This is a genomic window from Streptomyces sp. NPDC004126 (assembly GCF_050275515.1).
Classification (GTDB): Bacteria; Actinomycetota; Actinomycetes; order Streptomycetales; family Streptomycetaceae; genus Streptomyces.
This window is the reverse complement of sequence record NZ_JBNNPF010000033.1, coordinates 60,094-86,239: the sequence shown is the minus strand read 5'-3', so window position 1 is coordinate 86,239 and position 26,146 is coordinate 60,094. Positions and strand designations below refer to the sequence as shown.

General features: G+C 73.0%; 27 protein-coding genes. 21 read left to right on the top strand and 6 right to left on the bottom strand.

Annotated features, from left to right (window positions below):
• Positions 1–5 precede the first annotated feature (5 nt).
• Positions 6–932, top strand: a complete 927-nt coding sequence (locus tag ACQKM2_RS27425) for an NAD-dependent epimerase/dehydratase family protein (RefSeq protein ID WP_427714420.1) — start codon at positions 6–8, stop codon at positions 930–932.
• A 42-nt stretch (positions 933–974) separates the two neighbouring features.
• Entirely contained in the window at positions 975–1,481 is a 507-nt protein-coding gene (locus ACQKM2_RS27420; RefSeq protein WP_427714418.1) for a DinB family protein, read from the top strand.
• 3 nt (positions 1,482–1,484) lie between these two features.
• On the opposite strand, the gene ACQKM2_RS27415 is transcribed toward ACQKM2_RS27420, so the two are convergent.
• Positions 1,485–2,030 (bottom strand): flavoprotein, encoded by a 546-nt coding sequence (locus ACQKM2_RS27415; protein ID WP_427714416.1) that lies wholly within the window; start codon positions 2,028–2,030, stop codon positions 1,485–1,487.
• Positions 2,031–2,088: 58 nt separating this feature from the next.
• Complete coding sequence (locus tag ACQKM2_RS27410) at positions 2,089–2,601, bottom strand: FBP domain-containing protein (protein WP_427714414.1); 513 nt, start codon at positions 2,599–2,601, stop codon at positions 2,089–2,091.
• A gap of 241 nt (positions 2,602–2,842) precedes the next feature.
• Here ACQKM2_RS27410 and ACQKM2_RS27405 point away from each other — a divergent pair, with 241 nt between their 5' ends.
• The 4 genes from ACQKM2_RS27405 (at position 2,843) to ACQKM2_RS27390 (ending at position 5,567) form a co-directional block, all read left to right on the top strand.
• Positions 2,843–3,394, top strand: coding sequence for a dihydrofolate reductase family protein (locus ACQKM2_RS27405; protein WP_427714413.1), 552 nt, complete (start codon positions 2,843–2,845; stop codon positions 3,392–3,394).
• A gap of 64 nt (positions 3,395–3,458) precedes the next feature.
• Complete coding sequence (locus tag ACQKM2_RS27400; RefSeq protein WP_427714411.1) at positions 3,459–3,665, top strand: DUF4287 domain-containing protein; 207 nt, start codon at positions 3,459–3,461, stop codon at positions 3,663–3,665.
• Between the two features lie 68 nt (positions 3,666–3,733).
• Complete coding sequence (locus tag ACQKM2_RS27395; protein ID WP_427714409.1) at positions 3,734–4,582, top strand: NAD(P)H-binding protein; 849 nt, start codon at positions 3,734–3,736, stop codon at positions 4,580–4,582.
• 4 nt (positions 4,583–4,586) lie between these two features.
• The gene (locus ACQKM2_RS27390) at positions 4,587–5,567 is read left to right on the top strand and encodes an AraC family transcriptional regulator (protein ID WP_427714408.1); all 981 of its coding nucleotides are present in this window, start codon (positions 4,587–4,589) and stop codon (positions 5,565–5,567) included.
• A 28-nt stretch (positions 5,568–5,595) separates the two neighbouring features.
• Here the strand turns inward: ACQKM2_RS27390 and ACQKM2_RS27385 are convergent, their stop codons facing one another.
• Complete coding sequence (locus ACQKM2_RS27385; RefSeq protein ID WP_427714406.1) at positions 5,596–6,069, bottom strand: GNAT family N-acetyltransferase; 474 nt, start codon at positions 6,067–6,069, stop codon at positions 5,596–5,598.
• 169 nt (positions 6,070–6,238) lie between these two features.
• Between ACQKM2_RS27385 and ACQKM2_RS27380 the strand changes: the two genes are divergently transcribed.
• Complete coding sequence (locus tag ACQKM2_RS27380; protein ID WP_427714405.1) at positions 6,239–7,765, top strand: FAD-dependent monooxygenase; 1,527 nt, start codon at positions 6,239–6,241, stop codon at positions 7,763–7,765.
• Here ACQKM2_RS27380 and ACQKM2_RS27375 read toward each other — a convergent pair.
• A complete protein-coding gene (locus ACQKM2_RS27375) occupies positions 7,758–8,429 on the bottom strand; it encodes a ScbR family autoregulator-binding transcription factor (protein ID WP_427714403.1) in 672 nt (223 codons plus the stop codon). The genes ACQKM2_RS27380 and ACQKM2_RS27375 overlap by 8 nt on opposite strands.
• 142 nt (positions 8,430–8,571) lie before the next feature.
• Here ACQKM2_RS27375 and ACQKM2_RS27370 point away from each other — a divergent pair, with 142 nt between their 5' ends.
• Positions 8,572–9,420 (top strand): SDR family oxidoreductase, encoded by an 849-nt coding sequence (locus ACQKM2_RS27370; protein ID WP_427714401.1) that lies wholly within the window; start codon positions 8,572–8,574, stop codon positions 9,418–9,420.
• 36 nt (positions 9,421–9,456) lie between these two features.
• On the opposite strand, the gene ACQKM2_RS27365 is transcribed toward ACQKM2_RS27370, so the two are convergent.
• Positions 9,457–10,455: a ScbA/BarX family gamma-butyrolactone biosynthesis protein gene (locus tag ACQKM2_RS27365; RefSeq protein WP_427714399.1), complete on the bottom strand. Its 999-nt coding sequence runs from the start codon at positions 10,453–10,455 to the stop codon at positions 9,457–9,459.
• Between the two features lie 1,179 nt (positions 10,456–11,634).
• Between ACQKM2_RS27365 and ACQKM2_RS27360 the strand changes: the two genes are divergently transcribed.
• The 4 genes from ACQKM2_RS27360 to ACQKM2_RS27345 all read left to right on the top strand — a co-directional run bounded on the left by ACQKM2_RS27360 (position 11,635) and on the right by ACQKM2_RS27345 (position 15,049).
• Complete coding sequence (locus ACQKM2_RS27360; protein ID WP_427714397.1) at positions 11,635–12,459, top strand: AfsR/SARP family transcriptional regulator; 825 nt, start codon at positions 11,635–11,637, stop codon at positions 12,457–12,459.
• Between the two features lie 314 nt (positions 12,460–12,773).
• Positions 12,774–13,595, top strand: coding sequence for an AfsR/SARP family transcriptional regulator (locus tag ACQKM2_RS27355; RefSeq protein WP_007268976.1), 822 nt, complete (start codon positions 12,774–12,776; stop codon positions 13,593–13,595).
• A gap of 139 nt (positions 13,596–13,734) precedes the next feature.
• Positions 13,735–14,007: a phosphopantetheine-binding protein gene (locus tag ACQKM2_RS27350; protein ID WP_427714395.1), complete on the top strand. Its 273-nt coding sequence runs from the start codon at positions 13,735–13,737 to the stop codon at positions 14,005–14,007.
• Positions 14,008–14,083: 76 nt separating this feature from the next.
• On the top strand, positions 14,084–15,049 hold the full coding sequence (locus ACQKM2_RS27345) for an SRPBCC family protein (RefSeq protein ID WP_427714393.1): 966 nt from the start codon (positions 14,084–14,086) through the stop codon (positions 15,047–15,049).
• A 178-nt stretch (positions 15,050–15,227) separates the two neighbouring features.
• Here ACQKM2_RS27345 and ACQKM2_RS27340 read toward each other — a convergent pair whose 3' ends face one another.
• Positions 15,228–15,842 carry a ScbR family autoregulator-binding transcription factor gene (locus ACQKM2_RS27340; protein WP_427714391.1) on the bottom strand — a complete coding sequence of 205 codons (615 nt, stop codon included), beginning with the start codon at positions 15,840–15,842 and terminating at the stop codon, positions 15,228–15,230.
• Between the two features lie 232 nt (positions 15,843–16,074).
• Between ACQKM2_RS27340 and ACQKM2_RS27335 the strand changes: the two genes are divergently transcribed.
• The 9 genes from ACQKM2_RS27335 to ACQKM2_RS27295 all read left to right on the top strand — a co-directional run bounded on the left by ACQKM2_RS27335 (position 16,075) and on the right by ACQKM2_RS27295 (position 25,957).
• Positions 16,075–16,848 carry a response regulator transcription factor gene (locus tag ACQKM2_RS27335; RefSeq protein WP_427714389.1) on the top strand — a complete coding sequence of 258 codons (774 nt, stop codon included), beginning with the start codon at positions 16,075–16,077 and terminating at the stop codon, positions 16,846–16,848.
• A gap of 68 nt (positions 16,849–16,916) precedes the next feature.
• Positions 16,917–17,765: a hypothetical protein gene (locus tag ACQKM2_RS27330; protein ID WP_427714387.1), complete on the top strand. Its 849-nt coding sequence runs from the start codon at positions 16,917–16,919 to the stop codon at positions 17,763–17,765.
• Positions 17,766–18,021: 256 nt separating this feature from the next.
• Positions 18,022–19,491: an FAD-dependent monooxygenase gene (locus ACQKM2_RS27325; protein WP_427714385.1), complete on the top strand. Its 1,470-nt coding sequence runs from the start codon at positions 18,022–18,024 to the stop codon at positions 19,489–19,491.
• 99 nt (positions 19,492–19,590) lie between these two features.
• Entirely contained in the window at positions 19,591–20,259 is a 669-nt protein-coding gene (locus ACQKM2_RS27320; RefSeq protein ID WP_427714382.1) for a TetR/AcrR family transcriptional regulator C-terminal domain-containing protein, read from the top strand.
• Positions 20,260–20,289: 30 nt separating this feature from the next.
• On the top strand, positions 20,290–20,619 hold the full coding sequence (locus tag ACQKM2_RS27315; protein ID WP_007268984.1) for a TcmI family type II polyketide cyclase: 330 nt from the start codon (positions 20,290–20,292) through the stop codon (positions 20,617–20,619).
• A 40-nt stretch (positions 20,620–20,659) separates the two neighbouring features.
• Positions 20,660–21,928: a beta-ketoacyl-[acyl-carrier-protein] synthase family protein gene (locus ACQKM2_RS27310; protein WP_427714378.1), complete on the top strand. Its 1,269-nt coding sequence runs from the start codon at positions 20,660–20,662 to the stop codon at positions 21,926–21,928.
• Complete coding sequence (locus tag ACQKM2_RS27305; protein WP_427714375.1) at positions 21,925–23,142, top strand: ketosynthase chain-length factor; 1,218 nt, start codon at positions 21,925–21,927, stop codon at positions 23,140–23,142. The genes ACQKM2_RS27310 and ACQKM2_RS27305 overlap by 4 nt, the downstream gene beginning before the upstream one ends.
• Before the next feature lie 84 nt (positions 23,143–23,226).
• Positions 23,227–23,496: an acyl carrier protein gene (locus tag ACQKM2_RS27300; RefSeq protein ID WP_427714372.1), complete on the top strand. Its 270-nt coding sequence runs from the start codon at positions 23,227–23,229 to the stop codon at positions 23,494–23,496.
• A gap of 67 nt (positions 23,497–23,563) precedes the next feature.
• Complete coding sequence (locus ACQKM2_RS27295; RefSeq protein ID WP_427714369.1) at positions 23,564–25,957, top strand: SDR family oxidoreductase; 2,394 nt, start codon at positions 23,564–23,566, stop codon at positions 25,955–25,957.
• Positions 25,958–26,146 lie beyond the last annotated feature (189 nt).

Below are 26,146 nucleotides of genomic sequence, written 5' to 3'. Positions count from 1 at the left end.
CCGGGATGTTGGTGCTGATGGCGGGCGCGAGCGGGGTACTGGGGCGGCGGGCGGCGGCCGCGCTGCGGGCCGCGGGCCACGAGGTGGCCGGACTGGGCCGGGGCGCGGGGATGGACGTGCGGGCCGACCTGCTCGACCGGGAGGGGCTGCTGCGGGCCGTCGACGGGCGGCGGTTCGACGCGGTGGTGCACGCCGCGACCGCGCTCTCCGGCAAGGCCATGGCCGCCCACCGGGACATGGCGGCCACGAACCGGCTGCGCACCGAGGGCACGGTGAACCTGCTGGCCGCCGCGCGGGAGACGGGGGCGCGGCGGTTCCTGGTCGAGTCGATGATGTTCGGCTACGGGTACGGGGACCACGGCGCGGGCCTGATCGGCGAGGACGACGGCTTCGGGCCGCGCGGGGCGAACGCCGCGCTGGAGCGGCACATCGGCGCCATGCGGGCCAAGGAGGAACTGGCCTTCACCGCCGACGGGATCGAGGGCGTCAGCCTGCGCTTCGGCCTGTTCTACGGGGCCGGCACCACCGACACGCACCTGGTGCCGCTGCTGCGGCGGCGGAAGCTGCCCGTGGTCGCCGACCAGGGCCGGGCGCTGAGCTGGGTGGACGTCGGGGACGCGGCGCGGGCGGTGGTGCTCGCGCTGGAGTCGGGGCGTGCCGGGCGGGCGTACAACATCGTCGACGACACCCCGCTGGGCTGGGCCGCGCACATGGGGGCGGTGGCGCAGGCGTACGGGGCGCCCGCGCCGATGAGGGTGCCGCTGTGGGTGTTGCGGGCGGCTCCGCTGGCGCACGCCATCATGGGCAGCTCGCTGCGGCTCTCGAACGCCAGGGCGCGGCGGGAGCTGGGCTGGGAGCCGCGGTACGGGAGCAGCGCGGAGGGGGTGCGGGCGCTGGCGGCGGCCGGGGCGGAGCGGGTGTCCGGGATGTGAAATGACCGGTGGGAGCCCCGGTGCCGTTGTGATCATCTGTCGATGGACCTCGAACAGCGCACCCCGCCCGTACTGACCGGCGACGAACGCTCCACCCTGACCAGCGTGCTCCAGTGGCAGCGCGACACCCTGCGGATGAAGTGCGCGGGCCTGACGGACGAGCAGCTGCGGCGCAGGGCCGTCCCGCCGTCCGGACTGAGCCTGCTGGGGCTGGTCCGGCACCTGGCGGAGGTGGAGCGCGGCTGGTTCCGCAACGTCCTGAACGACGAGGACGTACGCGGCTACTTCCCGAAGAACGAGGCCGGGGAGTGGACGGAGTTCCACGTCGAGGACGCGGACCCCGCCGAGTCCTTCCGGATCTGGGAGGAGACCTGCGAGCGGTCGCGGGCCATCGTGGCGGCCGCCGAGTCCCTCGACGTACGGGGGCACTTCGGCGACCAGGCGTACTCGCTGCACTACATCCTGGCGCACATGATCGAGGAGTACGCCCGGCACAACGGGCACGCCGACCTGCTGCGCGAGGCCATCGACGGGGTCACCGGGGAGTAGTCCCTAGACGGAGACCGTTCCGGCCCGGTCCACGGCGTCGAGGGCGACCTGCCACGGGAAGTGCGGCGGGGCGTCGGGGCCGGCCGGGCCGGGCTGGAAGCCGCCCTCGCCGTAGAGCAGTTCGGCGCCGGCGCCGCGCAGCACGGCCAGGGACTGCTCGAACTGGGGGTGGGCGGCGAGCGCGGCGTTCGTGCACGGCATGGCCACCACCGGGGTCCCCTTGCCGAGGGCCTCGGCGGCCACGCCGACGGTGAACCGGTCGGTGAGGCCGAGGGCCCAGGCGTTGACGGAGTTGAAGGTGGCGGGGGCGAAGAGGACGGCGTCGGCGGCCGGCCACACGTCGGGCTCCCCGGGGAGCTTGTACTGCCAGCGCACCGGGTTGCCGGTCAGGGCGGCGAGGCCGTCGAGGCTTTCCTGCACCCACCGCGCCGCCGTCGGCGTCAGGCCCAGGCACACGTCCCAGCCGCGCGACTGGGCGTCCTCGATCACATGGGCCACGTCGAAGACGGGCGGGGCGGCGGAGCAGAACAGGTAGAGAGTCCTCGTCATGCTGTTATGTGATCACATTCCAGGACCCCAACTCTCCTTGAGGGTCCGGCCGCTCGGTTCAGGCCGCAGTCGCGGCGGTGATCCTGGCGGCGAAGGAGTCCAGGTTGTCCCACATCCGCGCGACCCGCTCGTCCACGGTCAGGGACTCCTCGTGGCGCCCGGCGCGCAGCTTCGGCTGCCGCTTCCCGCGTACGTAGAGGGGGCAGGCGAGGTCGGCGCAGATGTACGTGCCGACCGTGTTCCCCTCGCGGCCGCGGGCTCCCGCGAGCGGGGCGGCGAGCAGGGTGACGCCGGAGGAGGCGTGCCCCGTCAGGCAGATCTGGCACAGGCTGGACTTCACCGCGCTGGTGCGGGTCGCGGCGGGCACGCGGAGGGTGATGCCGACCGGGCCTTCGGGGCGCGGGACGACGAGGTGGGCGCGCAGCGGGGCGCCCGGGTCCACCCAGCCGAGGAAGTCCAGGTCCTGCCAGGGCAGTTCGGCGAAGTCGAGGGGCAGGCGCAGGCGTGCGGCCTCGCCCTTGGTGCAGTTCACGAAGGACGAGCGGATCTGTTTTTCGGTGAGCGGTTCCACGGGAGTCGACCCTACGGCGCGTTCGGCCGGTACGCACCTCGTTTACGCAGGTGGGGGGTGGTGGGGAGGGTGTCCGGAAATTTCTCGCGGTGTCGGCGATGAGTTTCGGGGAGGGGGCCGGTCTACCCCTGTGAAGAGCGGGAACCGGGCCGCGGGCCAGGATGTGGACGGCGTCCACTTTTCTGGATAGGCTGCGGAGCGTCTGAATGTGGACGCCGTACACATGATTAGGGGAAACAGCATGCGCAAGGTCATCGCCTCCGTCTTCGTCTCCGTCGACGGCGTCTTCGAGGACCCGAGCTGGTCCATGCCCTTCTGGAACGCCGAGGCGGAGAAGTTCGCCGGCGAGCAGCTCGCCGCCGCCGACGCGCTGCTGCTGGGCCGGGTGACGTACGAGGGCATGGCACCGGCCTGGACGGCGCGCGCCGAGGGCGCCGACGCCGGGACCGAGCGGATGAACGCACTGCCGAAGTACGTCGTCGGCTCCGGCACCGCCGCCCCCGAATGGAACGCCACCTTCCTGACCGGCGACCTCGCCGCCGAGGTCGCCGCGCTCAAGCGGCAGGACGGCGGCGACCTGCTCGTCTACGGCAGCGGCCGGCTGGTCAACGCCCTGATCGAGCACGACCTGCTCGACGAGCTGCGGCTGTGGACGCTGCCGGTGGTGCAGGGCAAGGGGCGCAGGCTCTTCGGCGAGGACTCGCCGGTGAAGACCCTGCGCCCGGTGGGCACCACCGTGCTCGGCGACAGCGGGGCGCAGGTGCACGCGTACGTCCCCGTGGCCGCCGGCTGAGCGGTCCCGCACTCCGGTTCGCATTCCCCGTCCGACTGGCACCAGGTACAAGGAGCGACACGACATGAGCGAGCAGCCGGTGAAGGGCCCCGCGAGCTACTTCCCGTCGATCGAGAAGAAGTACGGCCGCCCGGTGGCGGAATGGGCGGACCTCATCCGCTCCTCCCCGCTGACCAGGCACATGGAGCTCGTCTCCTGGCTGAAGACCGAGCACGGGATCGGCCACGGCCACGCCAACGCCCTGGTCAAGCACACCCTCGCGGAGAAGTAGACGCTCGCGCATGCGGGAGAGCGTCTGAGCCATGTCCACTCTCGCCGGACGCGGCTTGACTGGGTGTCATGACGAAGAACACGAACGAGACGCAGACGGCGCAGAACACGGTCACCCTCGTCATCGGGGGCAACGGCAAGACGGGACGGCGGGTCGCCGAGCGGCTGGAGGCCCAGGGGCGCGCGGTACGGATCGGCTCCCGCACCGGCGAGCCGGCCTTCGACTGGCACCGGCCCGAGACCTGGGGCCCGGCACTGGAGGGCGTGGACCGGGCGTACGTCACCTACCACCCCGACCTGGCCTTCCCCGGGGCGGCCGACAGCATCGGCGCCTTCGCCGAGACCGCCGTGGCCGCCGGGGTGCGGCGCCTGGTGCTGCTGTCCGGGCGCGGGGAGGAGGCGGCCCGGCTCGCCGAGAGCCGGCTGCGGGACTCCGGGGCCGACTGGACCGTCGTACGCGCCAGCTGGTTCAACCAGAACTTCGACGAGTACTTCTTCCTGGACTCGGTGCTGGCCGGGGAGATCGCCCTGCCGGTGGGCGACGCCGTGGAGGCCTTCGTGGACGCCGACGACATCGCCGACGTGGTGGTGGCCGCGCTCACCGACGACCGGCACATCGGCAGGACGTACGAGCTGTCCGGGCCGCGGCTGCTCGGCTTCGCGGAGGTGGCCGCCGAGCTGTCCAAGGCGACCGGGCGCGAGATCGCGTACGTCCCGGTCACGGACGCGCAGTACCGGGCGGTCCTGAGCGAGCACGGCCTCCCCGAGGAGTTCGCCGACCTGTTCACCCTGATCTCGGACGGGCGCAACGCGCACCTGGTCCACGGGGTCGAGGAGGTGCTGGGGCGCCCGGCCAGGGATTTCGCCGACTACGCGCGCGAAGCGGCGGCGAGCGGGGTCTGGGACGACCGAGGATGAGGTCATGGACACGCTGACCGGACTCCTCGAAGGGCCCAGGGCCCGCAGTGCCTTCCTGATGAAGTCCGTCTTCGACCCGCCGTGGGCCATGCGGGTCGAGGACCGGGCCCCGCTGTCGGTGATGACGCTCGTGCGCGGCTCGGCGTGGCTGCTGCCCGACGACGGAGAGGCCGTGCGGATCGGGCCGGGCGACGTGGCGGTCGTACGGGGACCCGTGCCGTACACGCTCGCCGACGCGGCGGACACCCCGGTCGGCGTCAGGATCGGCCCCGACCAGCGGTGCAGTGCGCAGGGCGAGGACGTCACCGAGCGGTTCTCGCTCGGGGTGCGGACCTGGGGCCCGGCGCGGGAGGGCACCGGTTCGGTGGTGCTGCTCAGCGGGACCTACCAGGCGCCGAGCGAGATCGGTCGGCGGCTGCTGGGGGCGCTGCCCGCGGTGCTGGTCCGGCCGGTGCGGGCGGCCGACGCCACCCTGATCACCCTGCTGGCCTCGGAGGTGGCGCGGGACGAGCCGGGGCAGGAGCTCGTGCTGGACCGGCTGCTGGACCTGCTGCTCATCGGGGTGCTGCGGGCCTGGCTCGCCGCCCCCGGCTCGGGGGCGCCGGCCTGGCACCGCGCCCAGGGCGACCCGGTCGTCGGGGCGGCGCTGCGGCTGCTGCACGAGGACCCCGCGTACGGGTGGACCGTGGAGGAACTGGCCCGCCGGGCCGGGGTGTCGAGGGCCGCGCTGGCCCGGCGCTTCACCGAGCTGGTCGGGGAGCCGCCGGTCGCCTACCTGACGGGCTGGCGGATCGCCCTGGCCGCCGACCTGCTGCGCGAGCCGGACGCCACGGTGGCGACGGTGGCCCGCCGGGTCGGGTACGGGAGCGCGTTCGCACTGTCCGCGGCCTTCAAACGGGTGCGGGGGGTGAGCCCGCAGCAGTTCCGGGAAGGAGCGGGAGCGGGCACGGAGCCGGGGGTGCCCGGCACCGTGGTGCTCGCCTAGGCCGTGTCGTGCGGTGCCCGCCCGGCCGTCACGCGAGTTCGAGGACGGCGACGGGCTGGGGGCCGCTGAGCTCGCCCGTGGGGCGGAAGCCGAGGCCGAGGTAGAACGGGGCCGGGCTGTCGTCGCTGTCGTGCCAGGTGACGTAGGCCCGGGTCCCGCCGCGCCGGCGGATCTCCTCCGTGACGGCCTCCACGGCGAAGCGGCCGTAGCCCTTGCCCTGGTGCTCGGCGGCGATGTTCAGGCGCCAGATGCCGGAGCGGCGGTGCTCCGGGTCCTTCGCCGGGTTCCAGACGATGTCCAGGAAGGCCATCACGAAGCCGACGACCTCGTCGCCGTCGAGGATGGCGCGGGGCCACGCGGGCTCTCCGTGGACGTAGGCCTCGGCGAGGGACTGGGCGACGGACTCGACGAGGTGCTCCTGGTCGGGACGGACGCGGACGGCGGTCACCGCTTCGAAGTTGTCCGGGGTCACCGGCACCAGGCGGAGGGATGAGCTGATCATGCGCGCAGCCTAGGCCTTTCCGGCGGATCGGGGTCGGGCGGGCCGTGGGGGTGCCGGCGGAGCGCGGTCGGCCCGCGCCGTCGGCCTCCCGACCCGAGGTGATTGAAAAGAACGGGACAGCCGGTATATTTTCTGCCCGGCGGTACTTCGGGAGGGGAAGGGGAAGGCTTTGCGGGCACAAGTGGCAGTCGTCGGCGGGGGGCCGGTCGGCATGCTCGTCGCGGCCGAGCTGGCCGGGTACGGGGTCGACACGGTGGTCCTGGAGGAGCGCACGGAGGTCTCCGAGCGGCCCAAGGCCACGACGCTGCACGCCCGGGCGGTGCAGAGCCTCGCCCGGCGCGGATACCTGCCCGGGAACGGGGACGCCCTCGGGACCGGCGCGGGCGCGACCTCGGGCGCGTTCCACTTCGCCGGGATCCACGGGCTGGTCATCACCGCGCCCGAGGGGGAGCCGGAGCCGATCCTCAAGCGCCCGCAGGCCGAGCTGGAACGGCTCTTCGAGCAGCGGGCCCGGGCGGCGGGCGCGCGGGTGCTGCGCGGACACCGCGTGACCGGGATCGCCCAGGAGCCGGACGGCGTGCGGCTGGACGTCGAGGGGCCCGGCGGCCCGGCGGCCTGCCGCGTCGAGTACCTCGTCGGCGCCGACGGGGCCCGCAGCACCGTACGCGAACGGCTGGGGATCGCCTCCGACACGGCACCGGCCTCGGTCTCCGCCCTGGCCGGGCTGGCCACGCTGGAGGACCCGGAAGCCCTGGAGCAGGGCTGGCTGCGCACCCCGCGCGGCTGGATCGTCTCCAAGCGGACGCCCGGCGGCGAGACGCACGTCCGGACGCTGGACTGCACGGGCGCGTACGAGGGCCGGGAACGGCAGCCGACGCCGCGGGAACTGCAGGGCGAGGTGTCCCGCATCGCCGGCCGCGACATCGCGATGGCGGGGGCGCGCTGGATCACCCGGTTCAGCGACTTCACGCGCCTGGCCCGGACCTTCCGCACGGGACGGGCCTTCCTGGTGGGCGACGCGGCGCACCTGCACTTCCCCATCGGCGGGCAGGGGCTGAGCACCGGGGTGCTGGACGCCCTGAACCTCGGCTGGAAGCTGGCGCTCGCCGTGCGCGGCGCGGCGGGGGAGCGGCTGCTCGACAGCTACGACCTGGAGCGCCGCCCCGCGGCGCGGGCGGTCGTCGACAACACCCGGGCGCAGCTCGCGCTGATGCGGCCCGGGGAGGACGTCGACGCGCTGCGCGGGCTGTTCGCGGGACTGCTGGCCGAGGACCGGTACGCCGGCGGCCTCGCCGACATGATCAGCGCGCAGGGGGCGGTGCTTCCCGCGTACACGGAACGGCCGTCCTCGTGGGAGGGCCGGTTCCTGCCGAACTTCCGGCTGCCGGCCGGGGCGGACGACCTCGTCACCCTGCTGCGGGACGGCCGGCCGCTGCTGCTCCTCTTCGGGGAGGACGGGGCGCGCCACGAGGAGGAGGCGCGCGCGTGGGCGCCGCTCCTGCGCGTGGTGCGGACCGGGCGGGTGCCCGGCGCGGCGCACGAGGCGCTGCTGGTACGGCCCGACGGCCATGTCGGCTGGTCGCCGGGGGGCAGCCCGCTGGGCGGCGCGCTGTCGGCGTACTTCGGCCGCGGGGGTTGCGCACCCGAGGCCGCGGTGGCGGCCCCGGGAGGCGGGCGTGGGATCCGGCTCAGCTGAGCGAGCCGGCGGCCTCCCGCTCCTGGGCCAGCAGGAGCGCCTCGTGGTAGACCTCGGCGGCGCGGGACTCGCCGAGGTGCAGCGAGGCGAGGACCGAGGACTGGGCGATGCTCGGCAGCAGGTGGCGCAGGAGGGCGCTGACCCGGACCACGAGGTCCCGGTAGTCGGTGAGGGCCTGGGACATCGACTGGATGCCGGCGTAGGCGCCCACGATCACGTCGGCGGTCTCGGCGGGGTGCACGTGCGGCAGCAGCTCGCCCTGGAGCTGGGCCTTGTCCAGCCGCTCGCCGACCGGGACGGCCCAGTTGCGGAACGGTCCGCTGCGGTCGAGTCCTTCGGCGCGCTGGTCCATGGTCAGCCGTACGCCCGCGCGGACCATGGGGTCGGTCTGCAGCCGGTAGGTGTGCAGCATCACTATGTCCACGATCTCCTGGAGCTTGGAGGGGCGCTCCGGGAGCGGGAGGTTCTGGTTCTGGGCGTTGAGGACGCCGAGGGCCAGGTCCTCCTTGGACTGGAAGTGGAAGTACAACGCCCCCTTGGTCACGCCGGCGACCGTGAGGATCTCGGAGATGGTCGAGGCCTGGTAGCCCCGCTCCTCGAAGATCTTGGCCGCAGCGCTCAGGATGGCCTGGCGCGTGCGGATGGCTCGGACCTGTTCAGCCACGGTGGCTCCTCCTTCATCAGGTTTCGTCGGAGCGTCGGAAGCCCTGATGCAAACCGTCCGTCCCGTACGTATCTTACAGCGGGTAACTCCGACGCCAACCATGCCGCCACCCCTGAGGACCAAAAATGAGTGAGGACGGACGATGATTCTTGTGACGGGCGCCACTGGGACGGTGGGGCGTGAGGTGCTGCGACGGCTGTCCCCGGACCTCCGGGTCAGGGCGATGGCGAGGCAACCCGCACGCCTGGCGCAGCAGAACGGAACGGCCGAGACCGTTCGGGGGGACTACGACGACCCGGAGTCGCTCGCCCTCGCCCTCGAAGGCGTGGACAGCGTCTTCCTGGTGACCAGCCGCGTCGGGCGCGACGACGACGCGCGGTTCCTGCGCATCGCGAGGTCGGCCGGGGTGCGGCACGTCGTGAAGCTCTCGGCGGCCGCCGTGGAGGACGGGGACGCCGACGACCTCATCACGCGCTGGCAGCGGGAGAACGAGGACCTCCTGCGCGGCTCGGGGATGGAGTGGACGCTGCTGCGTCCGCGCTCCTTCATGTCCAACGCCCTGTCCTGGGCGTCGTCCATCCGCGCGGACGGCGTCGTGCGGGCCCTGTACGGGTCGTCGGCCAACTCCTGCGTCGATCCGCGCGACATCGCCGAGGTCGCCGTGCGCACGCTGACCGCGCCCGGGCACGCCGGCCGGGCCTATGCCCTGACCGGGCCGCGGGCGCTGACCGCCGCCGAGCAGACCGCACAGCTCGCCGAGTTGCTCGGCCGTCCGCTGCGCTTCGAGGAGCTGGATCCCGCGCAGGCCCGCGCCCAGTGGAGCGCGCGCTACCCGGAGCCCCTCGTCGAGGCGCTGCTGAGCAGTTCCGAGCGGCAGCGCCGCGGAGCCAAGGCGGGGGTGGGGGGCGCGGTCGAGGAACTGACCGGGCGGCCCGCGGGCTCCTTCCGGGAATGGGCCGGCGACCATCTCGCCGCCTTCGCGCGGCCCTGAGGCCGCCGTTGCCGGGGCCGGTGGCCGCCGCCGGGCTCAGTGCCCGTAGGCGGCCGCCGTGACGACGGCGGTGTAGATCACCTGGCCCTCCTGGAGGCCCGTCACGCGTACGGCTTCCTCCGCGCCCGGGATGTCGGAGTACAGGCGCTCGGCCTCGATCACGCAGGGGACGTCCAGCTCCGCGTACCGCTTGAAGTCGCCCGAGATGCTGAGCGGGAGGAAGGACGAGCGCCCCAGCGCGGCCGCCGAGGCCTGCCGGGCGGCCTCCAGGAGCACCATGCCCGGCACGTGGTCGACCCAGTGGTCGAAGAGGACCGGGTGCAGGGTGTCCACCCGCAGCTGCCAGCGGTTCGGCTCGCCTATGGGCGAGAGGACCACGTCGGTCGGCGACAGCCGGCCGACGCTCTGCGGCGCGGCGGGAGCCGTCAGGGGCAGCGCGCGGTGGCCGGGTTCGAGGGTGTGCGCGGGGCGCACCCGCCGGTACACGGACGGGCTGGTGCAGGTGTAGGAGCCCCCGCCCGTCGCCACGACGTGCCCCTCGCGGCGGACGACCGCCTGGTAGCCGAGCCCGGTCAGCCGGCCCGCCCGCCGGCTGATCGTCGTGCACGTGATCTCGATGTCCAGCGAGGCCGGGGTCTGGCGTACCTGCAGGTGCTCCGGGTGGACCGTGAGGTTGAGGTCCCACATGAGGAAGTGGTGTCCGAACGGGACGCCGAACTCCGCGTGTCCCAGCAGGCTGCCGATCTGACGGATCGTTTCGGCGCAGATGAGCGGGTCGTAGTAGCCGCCTGCGACCGGCGTGAAGAAGCTGTGGCTGCGGGGCCACTGCGCGCTCACCGTGAAGTGGCCCTCGTCCAGGCGCTGCCAGTTGGTGAGCAGGACCTCGGCCACGGAGGCGCGGTGGACCAGTTCCTTCGGAACGGTGGCGGTGAGAGACGGGAAGCTGAAGCCGTTCTGCTCCGGCGTCGTGGTGGCGTACCGCCAAGCCGGGTCGTAGATGGCTGCGCGCTCGACATGAAACGTGCTCGCGCTCATTGTTCCCCCTAGACAGCGCTGGCCAGTAACAGGTGTGACTGCCGAGAAAAATATATACCAACCGGTTTTTTATCCAGGGGATGTCCGAGGATTGGCTCCGGAATATGCGGAGGAATTCCTTCCGGCCATGCTGCGACTCCGTGTTTGCCCAGGTCTCGGGCCGTGGGGCGGCGTCGAATCCGCGCCATCGGTCGGGAACGATCTCAAGTGCGCCGAGAGTGATCCTTTAGTCGGCCGATGCCCGCTCGGTAAAGGGGTGGTGAAGCCCGCGCGTCGATTCGCTCAGGACGATTCGCTTCGCACCTTTGGGGCGGGCCGTTCGCCGACCGGGTCGGGTCCGGCGCCCGGCCGAGGGGCCGGAGGGGCTTCGGGCGGGCGCCGGCGGGCCGACCCGGAGCCCGGACCATGCTGCTCACCTCGGGTGCCGGCCCGGCGGCCGGGGATTCGGCGGTGAGCGGGCGGTATGCGGCCGCGGCGGTGGAAGGGAAGTGCTCCGGGCCGGGCGGTGGAGACACCCGGGGAATTGCTGTCGCGAAGAGGAATGTCGCCTACCTGTCTCCCGGCCGGGGCGCGGCGCCGGACGGCCCGCAGGATTCCGGCCAGCGGCCGACGGACGGCCGGTGCGACGGGCCCGTGCCGGGTGCGCGGCCGGGCGGCCTTGCGGCGTCTGGGCCGTGGCGCGAACCCTTTGCGGCCGGCGCGTTGTCGAGGGGACCCCTCCGCCTCCGCTTTGAGCGTGGTTCCAGCGCTCTTCCGCCGAGGCTCCGGCACGAGCCGAGCGGGATTCACGTTCGGCAAACCGCGAAAGCGGTTTGTAGTTGGGGAGTCCGGTACGTACCCGGCCGTCCGGAGCGTGGTGCTCGCCACGCCCCGGATGCCGTTTCCTACCCGCCATGGGTGCGAATCAGCCAACCACCCGGTCGGTTAAGGGGTCATTCAAGCCACTCCGGTACGGGTTTCGCGGCCATTTTGTCGGGCTGAGGTGACCTTGAAGCCATCCTCCAGTGGCGTTGGAACCAATGAAGTGGCAGGTCAGAAGGGGTGTCGAGTGGATCTGGCAGCGGCTGTGCGGCGAAAAACGGTACATCCGGTTTGGTATTGACAAACCGGCGGAGCTGTTTTTTGCTCGTTCCAGCGAAAGTCAAGGGCTCATCCACGGACGAAGCAGGGGAGTACGGCGTGGACATCGATGTACTGGGTGCACTGACCGTTCGGGAGAACGGGGTCTCCATCACGCCGACGGCGGCCAAGCCCCGGCAGGTGCTGGCGCTGCTCGCGCTGCACGCGGACCAGGTCGTGCCCGTCGCCGCGCTGATAGAGGAGCTGTGGGGAACGGAGCCGCCGCGCAGCGCACGCACCACCCTGCAGACCTACGTGCTCCAGCTGCGCGGTCTCATCGGCACCGCCCTGGAGGGCACCGACGGGACGCGCACCGCCAAGGACGTCCTCGTCACGCTGCCCGGCGGGTACATGCTCAGCAGCGGCGGCGGCACCAGCGACGTCCGCGAGTTCGACCGGCTGGCCGGGATGGGCTACCGGGCCATGGACGCCGCGGACTTCCCCAATGCCGCGCGGCTGCTGCGCGAGGCGCTCGCCCTGTGGTCGGGGCCGGCCTTCGCCGACGTCGACGGCGGGGTGCAGCTGGACATGGAGACGCGCCGCCTGGAGGAGACCCGGCTGTGCGCGCTCGACCAGCGCATCGAGGCCGACCTGAAGCTGGGCCGCCACCGCGAGTTGCTCGCGGAACTGACCGTCCTGGCCAGCCGCTACCGGATCCACGAGAACCTGCACGGGCAGTTCATGCTCGCCCTGCACCGCTCCGGCCGGCGCGGCGAGGCGCTCAGCGTCTACCAGCGGCTGCGCGCCACGCTGGTGCGCGAGCTCGGCATCGAGCCCTCGGCCGCCCTGCGCAGCCTCCAGCGGTCGATCCTCATGAGCGGCCCCGAGGCGCCCACCGCCGAATCCGCGGAGAGCGCCCGCAAGCGGCTCGCCCGGGTCGGCTGAGCCCGGAGCTCCGATGATCCCCCGGTGAATGCTGCACGGGGATTTAAGAAAGCGCTGGGAAAAACCTGAGATTTAATTTTCATCAACGGGGATCGGAACAAAGACGACGAGCTCGATCAGCGGTCTGAGCACGGGGTTTGCCATCCAATCGGAATCCTGTCTTTCGAATCCGCCGTCTGTTCGCCTGTTTCGGAGGTCCGCTCGATGTCGGCTTGAATGCCCGGTGATGTTGCCCTGGGCTGGCTTACCGTCATCGGGTCGAATACTGAAAACCGAGAGTATCTCGACGAAATATGGAGGGGAGACGGGAGACCGTGAAGATTCAGGTTCTGGGTCCGTTGAGTGCCGAGGTCAACGGGGCATCGATCGTTCCTACGGCGGGCAAGCCGCGTCAGATCCTGGCGCTTCTCGCGCTCTACCCGGGCAGGGTGATGCCCGTCCCGACCCTCATGGAGGAGATCTGGGGGACGAACCTGCCCGAAAGCGCGCTCACCACCCTGCAGACGTACATCCTCCAGCTGCGCCGCAGGCTCGGCACGGCGATGGGCCCGGGGGCCCCCGGCACCGCCAAGGACGTGCTCGCCACCCGGCACGGCGGCTACCTGCTCCAGATCCCGCAGGAGTCGGTGGACGTCCACGAGTACGAGGCCCTCGTCGCCGCCGGACAGAACGCCTTCGACGACGGTGACGACGAGCGCGCCGCCGACCTGCTGCGCAAGGCGCTCGACCTGTGGCAGGGGCCCGCGCTGGTCGACGTACGCGTCGGCCCGATCCTGGAGATCGAGGTGCTGCGGCTGGCGGAGAGCCGGCTCGTCACCACCGAGCGGCGGATCGACGTCGACCTGCGCCTCGGCCGGCACAGCGAACTGCTCGCCGAACTCACCGAGCTCATGGCCCGCAACCCGCAGCACGAGGGCCTGCACTCGCAGGCCATGGTCGCGCTGTACCGCTCCGGCCGGCAGGCCACCGCCCTCGACGTCTACCGCAGGCTCCGCGCCCGGCTGATCGGGGAGCTCGGCGTCGAGCCCTCGCAGCAGCTGCAGCGCCTGCACCAGGCGATGCTGCGGGTGGACCCGGCGCTGGACGTGGTCGCCGGACCGCGCCGCAGCTCGACCTTCGACCTGTACGCGGCGTAGGCCGCAGGTCACGGAGGGGAGGCGCGGCGGCTCCAGCCGGGCTCGTCCCCGGCGTGAGGGGCTCTCCAGGGCGGGCGGCCAGGCTCCTGGCGACCCGGTATGAGCCGCTGCGCCGGCGGACGAGGAGAGAGGCAGACCCATGCAAGCCACGGTCCGGCTGGAACTCGCCGACCTCACCCGCATCCTGCGGATCTGGGGAGGCGAGGAGGACTGCGTCGAGCTGACCGAGGAAGTCCAGGACCTGTACTGGATCGAACTCGGCTACGACAGCCTCTCCATCCTGCAGACCATCGAGTCGATCGAGCGCAAGTTCGCCGTCCCGCTCGCCCGGGAGATCCTCGAACTGGGCGACACCCCGCGGCTCTTCCTCGACATGGTCAACGACGTGCTGGGCAGCCGCGCCGCCGTCTGAGACTCCAGCGGCGTTCGACGCGCACTCCGGCGGACGCCGACAGGCTCTGCGCCAAGCGTTGAGAGAGGTGTCCCCGATGTCTGTCGAGCGAGTGCACCGGATGTCATACGCGGTCGACGCGGCCGCGCCCGCCGGAGCCCTGTACACCCTGGTGGCCGATGTCACCCAGTGGCCGCTGTTCCTGCCGGACACCGTCCACGTCGAGCGGCTGGACTTCGACGGCGTCGCCGACCGGTACGTCCGGTGGGCCGACGCGGGCGGGGAACTGCGGCGCTCGCTCGTGCGGCGGACCCTGGACGCCGGCGGGCGGCGCGTCCTCTTCCGCGAGGAGCGCCCCGACGCGCCCGTCACCGCCTCGGGCGGCGGCTGGTGCGTGGAGGAACTCGCCCCCGGCTGGTCGCGGCTGACCCTGGAACGGGAGATCACCCTCGACGGCGGCCGGACCGCGGAGGCCGAACGGGCCGTGGCGCGGGCGGAGGAGGGCGCGTGGGCCGCGCTGGGCGGTCTGCGGGTCGCGGCCGAGCGCTGGCGGCGGCTCGACGAACTCATGGTGTCCTTCGAGGAGTCCGTACGGATCGAGGGCCCGGCCGAGCCGGTGTACGAGTTCCTGTACGGCGTGGGCTCCTGGCCCGGCAGGGTCGCGCACGTGCTGGAGGCCGAGGTGTCCGAGGACCGGCCCGGCGTGCAGCGCACCCGGCTGGTCAACCTGGCCGACGACGGCTCCGCCTACCCGACCGAGGGGGTGCGGGCGTGCTTCCCGGCCGCCGGGCGGATCGTCTTCAAGCGGACCCGGCCGCACCCGCTGCTCGCGGCGCACACCGGCGAGTGGTGCGTGGAGCCGGACGTGTCGGGGGTCACCGTGTCCTGTCGGCACGACGTGCTCCTGGACGAGCGGGCGGTGGGGCGGTGTACCGGCCCGGGCGCGGAACTGGCCGCGGCGCGGCGGTACGTGCGCGAGGTGGTCGGGCGCGAGAGCCGGGCCGTGCTGGAGCCGGCGACGCGGTACGCGGGCGACCCGGTCCGGACCCTGCGCTCGGTGTGAGGCACCGCGAGCCCTCCCGGCCGGTCTGACTCCTGCCGGTCTCCACTGGCTCCTACCGGCTTCCACCGGCTTCCACCGGCTCCTGCCGGTCCCCGCCGGCTCCTGCCGGTCTCCGCCGGCTTCCCCCTGGCGGCGGCCCGCCACCGTGTTCCCCCGCGGTGGCGGGCCGTCGTGCTGTTCAGCTGCCCCGCCCGGCGGCGTCCAGCTCGCGCAGGGTGGCGGGCACGGCCAGACAGGGCATGACCACCCGCCAGAAGCCGGCCAGCGTGCGCGGCGCGAGCCACTGCGGGTCGTCGCGGCCCAGCGCCTCGAAGCCGAGGGTGGCCGCCACCACCGTCGCCGCCACGCTGCGGTGGTTCAGGCCGGGCAGCAGGGTGCCCTCCTCGGAGGCCTCCGCCAGCAGCCGGTGCACGTACTCGTGCCACTCGCGGGGCAGGGCGCAGGAGGACGCGTACGCGGACTCCCGGCCCAGCCGGAAACCGGCGCGGGCCACGACGTCCCCCAGGAGCAGCCCGGCGAGCGCCTGGGAGCTGTCGGCCAGGGCCTGGAGGGCGGACGTGCGCCCCGCGTACACCTCGCGGGCGGCCGCGCGCAGGGCCTCGGCCCCGGCGGCCTCGACGGCCCCGGCGACCGCCGCCTTGTTCTCGAAGTGGAAGTGCAGCGCGCCCGGGCTCACTCCTGCCCCGACGCTGATCATGCTCAGCGTCGCCTCCGCGTAGCCGCGCCGTCCGAACACGGTCGCGGCTGACTCAATCAGTGCATGACGGGTCCGGACAGCGCGTTCTTGTTTCATCACGCATAGCTCCTGTATCAGTTTCCTTCCATTATTAAACCGCGCCGTTGGTATGGGAATGGGCTGCTGGTGCCCGTTCCTGGCTGGTTTGACGGCGATTCCTGACCCAGGGTGGCCCGATTTGGTCCTTTTTTCGAGGTCCTTGCCGGAGTTTGCGGGCTTTGACAAACCGACGCAGCGGTTTGTATCTTCGTGGACGTTGGCTCAACCGAGCTTGAGGGGAGGGGGGCAGATGAACCAGCGGACCATTGCTGTACTGGAACCTCACACGGCCGCCACGGGCGTGAACGGGGGGTTCCTGCCGGCCGAGGGGCTCAGAACGCCACAGCACGCGCCGACCCAGTCGGCCCTGTGGCGGATCCTCATCGTGGAGAGCAACACGATCGAGGCGGAGACGCTCGCCCGCGGCCTGCGCCGGCACGGGCACGAGGTCGAGATCGTCGCCACCGGAAGCGACGCCCTGCGCTGCTACACCGACGCCGACCTCGTCCTGCTGGACCTGGAACTCCCCGACCTGGACGGTCTGGAGGTCTGCCGCGGCATACGCGCCGCCCACGAGATACCGGTGATCGCGGTCACCGCCCGGGGCAGCGAACTGGACCGGGTCCTCGGACTCCAGGCGGGCGCCGACGACTACCTGGTCAAGCCGTACGGGTTCCGCGAGCTGATGGCGCGGATGGAGGCGGTCATGCGCCGGGCGCGGCCGACCCGACCCGCCGCGGCCACCATCACCTGCGGTCCGCTGCGGATCGACGCGGGCACGCGCGAGGTGACCCTGAACGGGGAGCCCGTCGAGACCACGCGCAAGGAGTTCGACATGCTCTACCTCCTCGCGTCCCACCCCGACACCGTCATCCCGCGCAAGATGCTGATGCAGCAGGTCTGGGGCGACTCCTGGTCCCGCCGGACCGTGGACACGCACGTGAGCACGCTCCGCAACAAGATCGGCGCCGGCTGGATCATCACGATCCGGGGCGTCGGTTTCCGGTTCGGCCAGGGCGCCTGAACCCCGCCCCCGCGCTCAGCCGCGGGAGGACGACCGCCGAGCACGACGCAAGCCGAGGGGGAACGAGCATGGCAGTGACGGCGCTGTGCCACGGGGAGGGCTGCCGCACCGGAGGGGCGGGCGGACGGGCCCGCGGGCGCGCGACCGACGGCAGCCGGCTCTGCCGGCCCTGCCGCGAGCACTTCTCCGCCGGCCTCGCGGAACTGGCCCACCTGTACGAGGAGTGCGGCCGCGTCCTCGGCGGCGCGGCCCCCGGCAGCCTGCGCGAGCGCACCACCGGCGGCGTACTCCCCGGCCTCCCCTTCAACGGCGCCGCCGCCGACGTACGGGCCGCGATGGTCTCCGTACTCGGCTCCTGGAGCGGGCTCGTCGCCCAGCAGCGCGGCTTCGCCGCACCGCCGCGGACCGTCGCCGCGCTCACCGCCTTCCTGCTCCGCAACGCCGACTGGCTCGCCGCCCACTCCGCCGCCGACGAGGCCACCGGGGAGATCGCCCGGCTGGTACGGGCCGGCCGCCGCGCCGCCTTCCCCGACCCGGCCCGCAGCATCCGCCTCGGCGACTGCCCCGAGCCCGGCTGCGGCGGAGCCCTCACCCTCGCGGTGCGCGCCACGGCCGGCGCCGGCGAGCCGGCCGTCGTCTGCGCCGCGGACCCCGGACACCGCTGGACCAGCGACCGGTGGAGCGCGCTGGGCCGCTCCATGGACTCCGCCCGGGAGCCCGGCACCCCGGCCGCGCCGGCCACCGAGCGCTGGCTGACCGCCGCCGACATCGCGCAGCTGTGGCACACGCCCACGGGCACCGTCTACCGGCTGGCGAGCGAGCAGCGCTGGCGCCGGCGCAACCGCGCGGGGCGCACGTACTACAACGAGAGCGACGTCCGGGACTGCTTCACCCGCCGGGCGGCCGCGCGGACCTGAACCTTTCGTCACCATACGCACGGCACCACACCGAGCAGCACTCCACACCGGTCAGCACGGCCTCCGGAAGGATCCGGAACCAGCCGTCTGACCGGTGTTTGACATTCCCTTTTCCACCGTCCGACGCACCGCACCGGGCCTTGTGGAACCTGACCTACTCCTGAATCCAGCGCCATTGAACGGCCGCTCGCGGCCGAAGAACCTTGTAGTCAAGATCCGGTGCACTGTCTCCGGAGGCCGAACCCAAGGAGACGTGATGGACGCCCCTGTGATCGTCGTCGGCGCGGGTCCCGCGGGCATGATGCTCGCCGGCGAACTGCGGCTGGCGGGAGTCGCCGTAGTCGTCCTCGAACGCCTTGACCGGCGTACGGGCGAGTCCCGCGGGCTCGGCTTCACCACCCGCACGCTGGAGACCTTCGACCAGCGCGGCCTGCTCGCACGCTTCGGCGAGATCGAGCGGAGCACGCTCGGCCACTTCGGCGGGCTGCCGCTGGACTTCGGCGTGCTCGACGGTGCCGGCCAGGCCGCCAAGACCGTGCCGCAGTCCGTCACCGAGACGCACCTGGAGGAATGGGCCACCTCCCTCGGCGCCGACGTCCGACGCGGCCACGAGGTGCTCTCCGTACGCGACGACGGCGAGGGCGTCGACGTCGAGGTCCGCGGCCCGGACGGCACGCACACCCTGCGCGCCGGCTGGCTGGTCGGCTGCGACGGCGGGCGCAGCACCGTGCGCAAGGCGGCCGGCTTCGACTTCCCCGGCTCGGCGGCCACCATGGAGATGTACCTCGCCGACATCAAGGGCATCGAGCTCAAGCCCCGGATGATCGGCGAGTCCCTGCCCGGCGGCATGGTCATGGTGGGCCCGCTGCCCGGCGGCACCACCCGCATCGTCGTCTGCGAACGGGGCACCCCGCCGCGCCGGCGCGAGGCCCCGCCGTCCTTCGACGAGGTCGCCGCCGCCTGGCAGCGGCTCACCGGCGAGGACATCTCGGCCGCCGAACCGGTGTGGGTCAGCGCCTTCGGCGACGCGGCACGGCAGGTCACCGAGTACCGGCGCGGCCGGGTCCTGCTCGCCGGGGACGCCGCGCACATCCACCTGCCCGCCGGCGGCCAGGGCATGAACACCGGCATCCAGGACGCCGTCAACCTGGGCTGGAAGCTGGCCTCCGTCGTACTCGGCCGGGCCCCGCTCGGCCTGCTGGACACCTACCACGGCGAACGCCACCCCGTCGGCCGGCGGCTCCTGATGAACACCCGGGCCCAGGGACTGCTGTTCCTCAGCGGCGCGGAAGTACAGCCGCTGCGCGACTCCCTGCGCGAACTGATGGCCTACGAGGACGTCGCCCGGCACCTCGCCGCCATGGTCACCGGACTGGAGATCACCTACGACGTGGGCCGGGGCAGCCACCCGCTGCTCGGCCGGCGCATGCCGGACCTGGAGCTCACCGGACCCGACGGCCCCACCACCAGCACCGCACTGCTGCGCCCCGCCCGCGGGGTGCTCCTCGACCTGGCGGACAACCCCCGGCTGCGCCAGCGCGCCGCGGCCTGGGCGGAGCGGGTCGACACCGTCACCGCCCGGCCGCGCGGGGCGGCGTCCGGGACCGGTGCGGCGCACGACACCACCGCCCTGCTGATCCGGCCCGACGGGTACGTGGCATGGGCCGCGCCCGGCAGCCACCACGACCTGCCGATGGCGCTCCAACGCTGGTTCGGGACCCCCTGACGGGACTCCCGGCCCCCCGGGGCCGCTGACGACCGGCGCACCCCCTGACGGCCGCCCCATCCGACGGCCGGACGAGAACGTCAACCGGAGGAACCACACATGGCAACGCCGCAAGCAACGATCGAGCGCCTCCCCGCCGGTCCGGCCGGCCACGACGGGGAACGCCGCGACATCGTACGGGCGGCCAGGACCGTCCTCGCCCGCGAGGGCTGGAGGCGCTGCACCGCCGAGGCCACCGCGGCCGAGGCCGGAGTGGGCACGAACGTCGTGGCACGGCACTTCCCCGAACACGAACAGCTGCTGCTGGGCGTCCTGCTGGACAGCTCCGCCTCCGTCGCGGCCTGCCTCGCGGCCGTCGCCGAGAGCCACCTCGCGGAGATCACCGACCTGCGGGCCGACCTGATCGCCCTGGGCCGGGCCTGGCTGGCGCCGCTGGAGGCCTTCCGCGAACACTTCGCGATCGTCCGGCACATCAGCGCCGAGGTCACCACCCTGCCCGCCGAGGCCGTCGACAAGTGGCAGGCCACCGGCCCCCGCCAGGCCCGCCGCGAGCTCGCCCGCCGGCTGCGCCAGGTCGCCGACCGCGGCCTGCTCGGCATCACCGACGCCGACCAGGCGGCCGAACGCTTCATCCTGCTGGTCCCCTCGTCCGTCGTGCAGCGCTCCTTCCACGGCGCGCTGCCGCTCGGACGGCAAGAGGAGGACGCGCTGATAGCCGACGGAGTCGACGACTTCATCCGGCTGTACGGCCCGACCACCTCCCGCTGACCCCGCCGATCCCTGGAGAGAGTAGAAAAGATGCACAGCAACCTGATCGTGGCGCGGATGGACGTACGCTCCAGCGCCGAGGTCGCCCAGCTCTTCGCCGAGTTCGACAACACGGACATGCCGCACCGCATGGGCACGCTGCGCCGGCGCCTGTTCACGTACAACGGCCTCTACTTCCACCTCCAGGACTTCGCCGAGGACGACGGCGGCGAGCGCATCCAGGCGTCCCGCAACGACCCGCGGTTCATGAAGATCAGCTACGACCTGCAGCCGTTCATCCAGCCGTACGACCCGGAGACCTGGCGCACGCCGGCCGACGCGATGGCCACGCGCTTCTACGACTGGACGGCATCCGAATGACGTCCGCCGGATCAGCGCAGATGACGGGAGGGCACCGCTCGTGGCCCGCCGGGTAGTCATCACAGGCATCGGGGTACTGGCGCCCGGAGGCATCGGTGTCCGGGAGTTCTGGGAACTGCTGTGCTCGGGACGCACGGCGACGCGGGAGATCACCCACTTCGACGCCTCCGGATTCCGCTCCCGGGTGGCGGCCGAGGCCGACTTCCTGCCGGAGCTGCACGGCCTGACGCAGGACGAGATCCGCCGCATGGACCGCGCCGCCCAGTTCGCGGTGGTCGCGGCCCGCGAGGCCGTCGAGGACAGCGGCCTCGACCCCGACGGCTTCGACCCGTACCGCACGGGCGTCAGCATCGGCACCGGAGTGGGAGCCGTCAGCAGCCTCGACAAGGCGTACCGCGCGGCCAGCATCGACGGCCGGCTCCAGACCGTCGACCACACGCGGGCGCCGCAGCACCTCTACGACCACTTCGTACCCAGCTCCCTCGCCACGGAGGTGGCGTGGGTGGTGGGTGCGGAGGGGCCGGTGACGGTGGTGTCGTCCGGTTGCACGGCGGGGATCGACTCCGTGGCCCACGCGGTGGACCTGATCCGCGAGGGTGCCGCGGACGTGATGGTGACGGGTGCGACGGATGCGCCGATCACCCCGCTGACGCTGGCGTGTTTCGACGCGATCAAGGCGACGACGACGCTGAACGACGATCCGCAGCGTGCGTCGCGGCCGTTCGACGCGACCCGCAAGGGCTTCGTGCTGGGCGAGGGCGCGGCCGTGTTCGTACTGGAGGAACTGGAGGCCGCCCGCGCCCGCGGCGCCCACGTCTACGCCGAAGTGGCCGGCTACGCCTCCCGCTCCAGCGCCTTCCACATGACCGGACTGCGCCCCGACGGACGGGAACTCGCCGAGGCCGTCACGGTCGCCCTCGACGAGGCGCACCTCGGCCCCGCCGACCTCGACTACGTCAACGCGCACGGCTCGGGGACCAAGCAGAACGACGCCCACGAGACGGCCGCGTACCGCCTGGCCCTGGGACCGCACGCCTACCGGGTCCCGGTGAGCTCGATCAAGTCGATGATCGGGCATTCGCTGGGGTCGGTGGGGGCGTTGGAGATCGCGGCCTCGGTGCTGGCGATGGAGCACCACGTGGTGCCTCCGACGGCGAACCTGCGCACCCGTGACCCCGACTGCGATCTGGACTACGTGCCGTTGGTGGCGCGGGAGCAGCGCACGGACGCGGTGCTGACGGTGGGCAGCGGGTTCGGCGGGTTCCAGAGCGCGATGGTGCTGGCCCGGCCGGACAGGAGGCTGCCGTGAGCGGCAGGACCCTGATCACCGGCATCGGTGTGGCGGCGCCGAGCGGACTGGGGGTGGAGGACTTCTGGGCGGCGACACGGATCGGGAAGAACGCGATCGGGCCGGTCACGCGCTTCGACGCCTCGTCGTACCCGGCGCGTCTGGCGGGGGAGATCCACGGATTCGAGGCGGGGGACCATCTGCCGGGGCGGCTGGTGCCGCAGACCGACCGGGTCACCCAGCTCGCCCTGATCGCCACCGACTGCGCCTTCGCGGACGCGGGGCTGGCACCGGGGGACGTCCACCCGTGTGACATGGGTGTGGTGACCGCGGCCGGGTCGGGGGGCTTCGAGTTCGGCGAGCGGGAGCTGCGCAAACTGTGGAGCCAGGGCGCGAGGCACGTGAGCGCGTACCAGTCCTTCGCCTGGTTCTACGCCGTCAACAGCGGTCAGATCGCGGTCCGCAACGATCTGCGGGGTCCGGCCGGGGTCGTGGTCGGTGACCAGGCCGGCGGGCTGGAGGCCTTCTCGTACGCGCGGCGGCGGCTCCGCAAGGGGAGCAGGCTGATCGCGACCGGTGGTTTCGACGCCTCCGTCTGCTCCTTCGGATGGGCCGCCCACCTCGCCGGCGGATCCCTCTCCACCCGTGACGAGGCCGACCGCGCGTACCTGCCGTTCGACGGGGCGGCGTCGGGCTACGTGCCCGGTGAGGGCGGGGCGATCGTCGTCCTGGAGGACGAGGGCAGTGTCCGGGCCCGGGGCGGGCGCAACGTCTACGGCGAGTTCGCCGGTTACGCGGCCACCTTCGACCCGCGGCCGGGCAGCGGGCGTGAGCCCGGTCTACGGCGGGCGGTGGAGGGCGCGCTGGCCGACGCCGGGTGCCATCCGGACGAGGTGGACGTGGTGTTCGCCGACGGTGCCGGCGTCCCGGCTCTGGACCGGGTGGAGGCCGAGGCCGTCACGGCGGTCTTCGGTCCGCGGCGGGTGCCGGTGACGGCGCCCAAGACGATGACCGGACGGCTCGGCGCGGGCGGCGCGCCGGTCGACGTGGTCAGCGCCGTCCTGGCGATGCGCGAGGGACTGATCCCGCCGACCACCAACGTCGAACTCTCCCCCGCCTACGACATCGACCTGGTGACCGGGCGCTCCCGGACCGCCTCCGTGCGCACCGCGCTCGTGCTGGCCCGCGGCCACGGCGGCTTCAACTCCGCCGCCCTCCTGCGCGCCGTGGACTGAACCGACGACCACCCGTCCCACCCGTACGACAGAACTCCCGCGGCCGGACTCCCCGGCCGCGGAAGACCGATGAAAGGACCCACCGTGTCCAAGCAGGAATTCACCCTCGACGACCTCAAGCGCATCCTCCTGGAGGGCGCGGGCGCCGACGAGGACGTCGACCTCGACGGCGACATCCTCGACGCCGACTTCGAGGTCCTGGGCTACGAGTCGCTGGCGCTCCTGGAGACCGGTGGCCGCATCGAGCGCGAGTTCGGCATCACGCTCGACGACGACGTCTTCAGCGAGAACAGCACCCCGCGCACCCTCGTCGAAGCCGTCAACCAGCACCTCAAGGTCTCCGTCGACGCCTGACGCCCGACGCGTCACGTCGCATCCGCCACCACACCCCCATCCCAGCCCACAGAAAGGGAGTACGCCCATGGCCATCGATCAGGACTGCACCGAGACCCAGGTGATCGTGGTCGGCGCGGGCCCCGTCGGACTGCTGCTCGCCGGAGAACTCCGGCTCGCGGGGGCGGACGTGGTGGTGCTCGACGGGCTCACCGCGCCGACCGCCGAATCCCGGGCGTCGTCCCTGCACGCCCGGACCGTGGAGATCCTCGACAGCCGCGGCCTGCTGGAACGCCTCGGCGACGTACCGCGCGAGAACGCCGGCCACTTCGGGGGCATCCCCCTCGACCTCGGCCTGCCCGGCCCCTACCCGGGGCAGTGGAAGGTCGCCCAGACCCGCCTGGAGGAAGTCCTCGGGGAATGGGCGGCCGACCTCGGCGCGGACATCCGGCGCGGCCACGAGCTGACCGGGCTGACCACGACGGCGGACGGGGCACTGGCCACCGTACGCACCGAGAGCGGCGGGGAAGCGGCCTTCCGGGCCCCGTACCTCGTCGGCTGCGACGGCGAGAACAGCACCGTGCGCCGCCTGGGCGGCTTCGGCTTCCCCGGCACCGACGCCGGACGCGAACTGCTGCGGGCCGACGTCGCGGGCATCGACATCCCGAACCGCCGCTTCGAGCGGCTGGCGGGCGGACTGGCCATCGCGGCCCGCCGGCCCGACGGGGTGACGCGGGTGATGGTGCACGAGTTCGGGGCCCGCCCCCGGGCCGGGCAGCCCGCCTTCGAAGAGGTCGCCGACGCCTGGAAGCGCATCACCGGAGAGGACATCGGCTCCGGCACCCCGCTGTGGGTGAACTCGTTCGGCGACGCCTCCCGGCAGGCCGCCGAGTACCGCCGGGGCCCGCTCCTGCTCGCCGGGGACGCCGCCCACCAGCAGATGCCGATCGGCGGCCAGTCCCTCAACCTCGGGCTCCAGGACGCCTTCAACCTCGGCTGGAAGCTGGGCGCCCGGATCGCCGGGCACGGCACCGGGGAACTCCTCGACAGCTACCACGCCGAACGGCACGCCGTCGGCAAGGCCGTCCAGGGCAACGTCCGCACCCAGGCGATGCTGCTGCTCGGCGGCCCCGAGGTGGACGCGGTGCGGGAGGTGTTCGCCGAGCTCACCGCCAGTGAGAACGTACGGACCCACCTGGCCGGACTGATATCGGGCCTCTCGGTACGCCACGCGGTCGGCGGCGGCGGTGACGGCGGCGACGACGGCGACGGCGGCGGCTCCGGGCTGCTCGGCCTGAGGGTGCCGCACTGGGAGGTGACCACCGCCGAGGGGAGCACCGGCACCTTCGAACTGCTGCGTCCGGGGCGGGGCCTGCTGATCCTCCCGCCCGGCGACGAGGCCCGCCGGGCCGAACTCGCCGACGCGGCCGCACCCTGGGCCGGCCGGGTCCGCACCGTGGCGGCCGCCTCGGTGACCGCCGGCCCGGCGGCGGGCGGTCCTGCCGGGGAAGCGGTGACCGCCGTGCTGGTGCGCCCCGACGGGCACGTGGTCTGGGCCGACGGTCCGGACGCGGGCCCGCTCGCCGGGGCGCTGGGCCGCTGGTTCGGGCCCGAGCGGACCGGGGAGCCCACCGCCCGGCCCGCGGCACCGGCCACCGCCGGCGCCCCCGCCGCGGTGCGCACCGTGCCCGCGGCGGTCCCCGCGCGGACCGGCGCCGGGGCGGAGCGGCTCACGGGCCGCACCGCGCTGGTGACCGGGTCGAGCCGGGGCATGGGCCGGGCGGCGGCGATGCGGCTGGCGGAGGAGGGCGCGCTCGTCGCCGTCCACTACCACCAGGACGAGGCGGCCGCCCACGAGGTCGTCGCCTCGGTCGAGAAGGACGGCGGCCGCGCCTTCGCACTGCGCACCGAACTGGGCGTCGACGGGGACGCGGACACCCTGTTCACCGCGCTGGAGGCGGAGCTGCTGGACCGCACCGGCTCAACCGACCTGCACATCCTGGTCAACAACGCCGGGGTGATGGGAGGGGTGCCGGCGGACGAGGTCACCCCCGAGCAGTTCGACCGGATCTTCGCCGTCAACGCCAAGGCGCCCTTCTTCCTGATCCAGCGGGCGCTGCGGAACATGCCCGACGGCGGCCGGATCATCAACATCTCCTCCGGCCTGACCCGGTTCGCGAACCCGGACGAGATCGCGTACGCGATGAGCAAGGGCGCGCTCGAACAGCTCGCGCTGCACTTCGCGAAGGCCCTCGGCCCCCGGGGCATCACCGTCAACTCGGTGGCGCCCGGCATCACCCGCAACGGCAGCCCGGCCTTCGACATCCCGGAGGCCGTCGAGTACATGGCGGGGCTGTCCGCCTTCAACCGGGTCGGCGAGCCGGAGGACGTCGCCGACGTGGTGGCCTTCCTCGCCACCGACGAGGCGCGCTGGATCACCGGCTCCTTCGTCGACGCCACCGGCGGCACCCTCCTCGGCTGATCCACAAGACACGCCCGAGGTCCCGAAAACCCCGCCGGCGCACAACCCACGCGCCGCGCCGGCGGCGGGCGGGCGGCCCGGGGAACCCTCCCCGGGCGCAGCCGCAGGTAGTCGTTGGAGGACAGCCAGATCGCGTCGTACCGGCCGTCCGCCTTCCCCGAGGCGACCTGTTCGGCCGCGTCCAGCGTC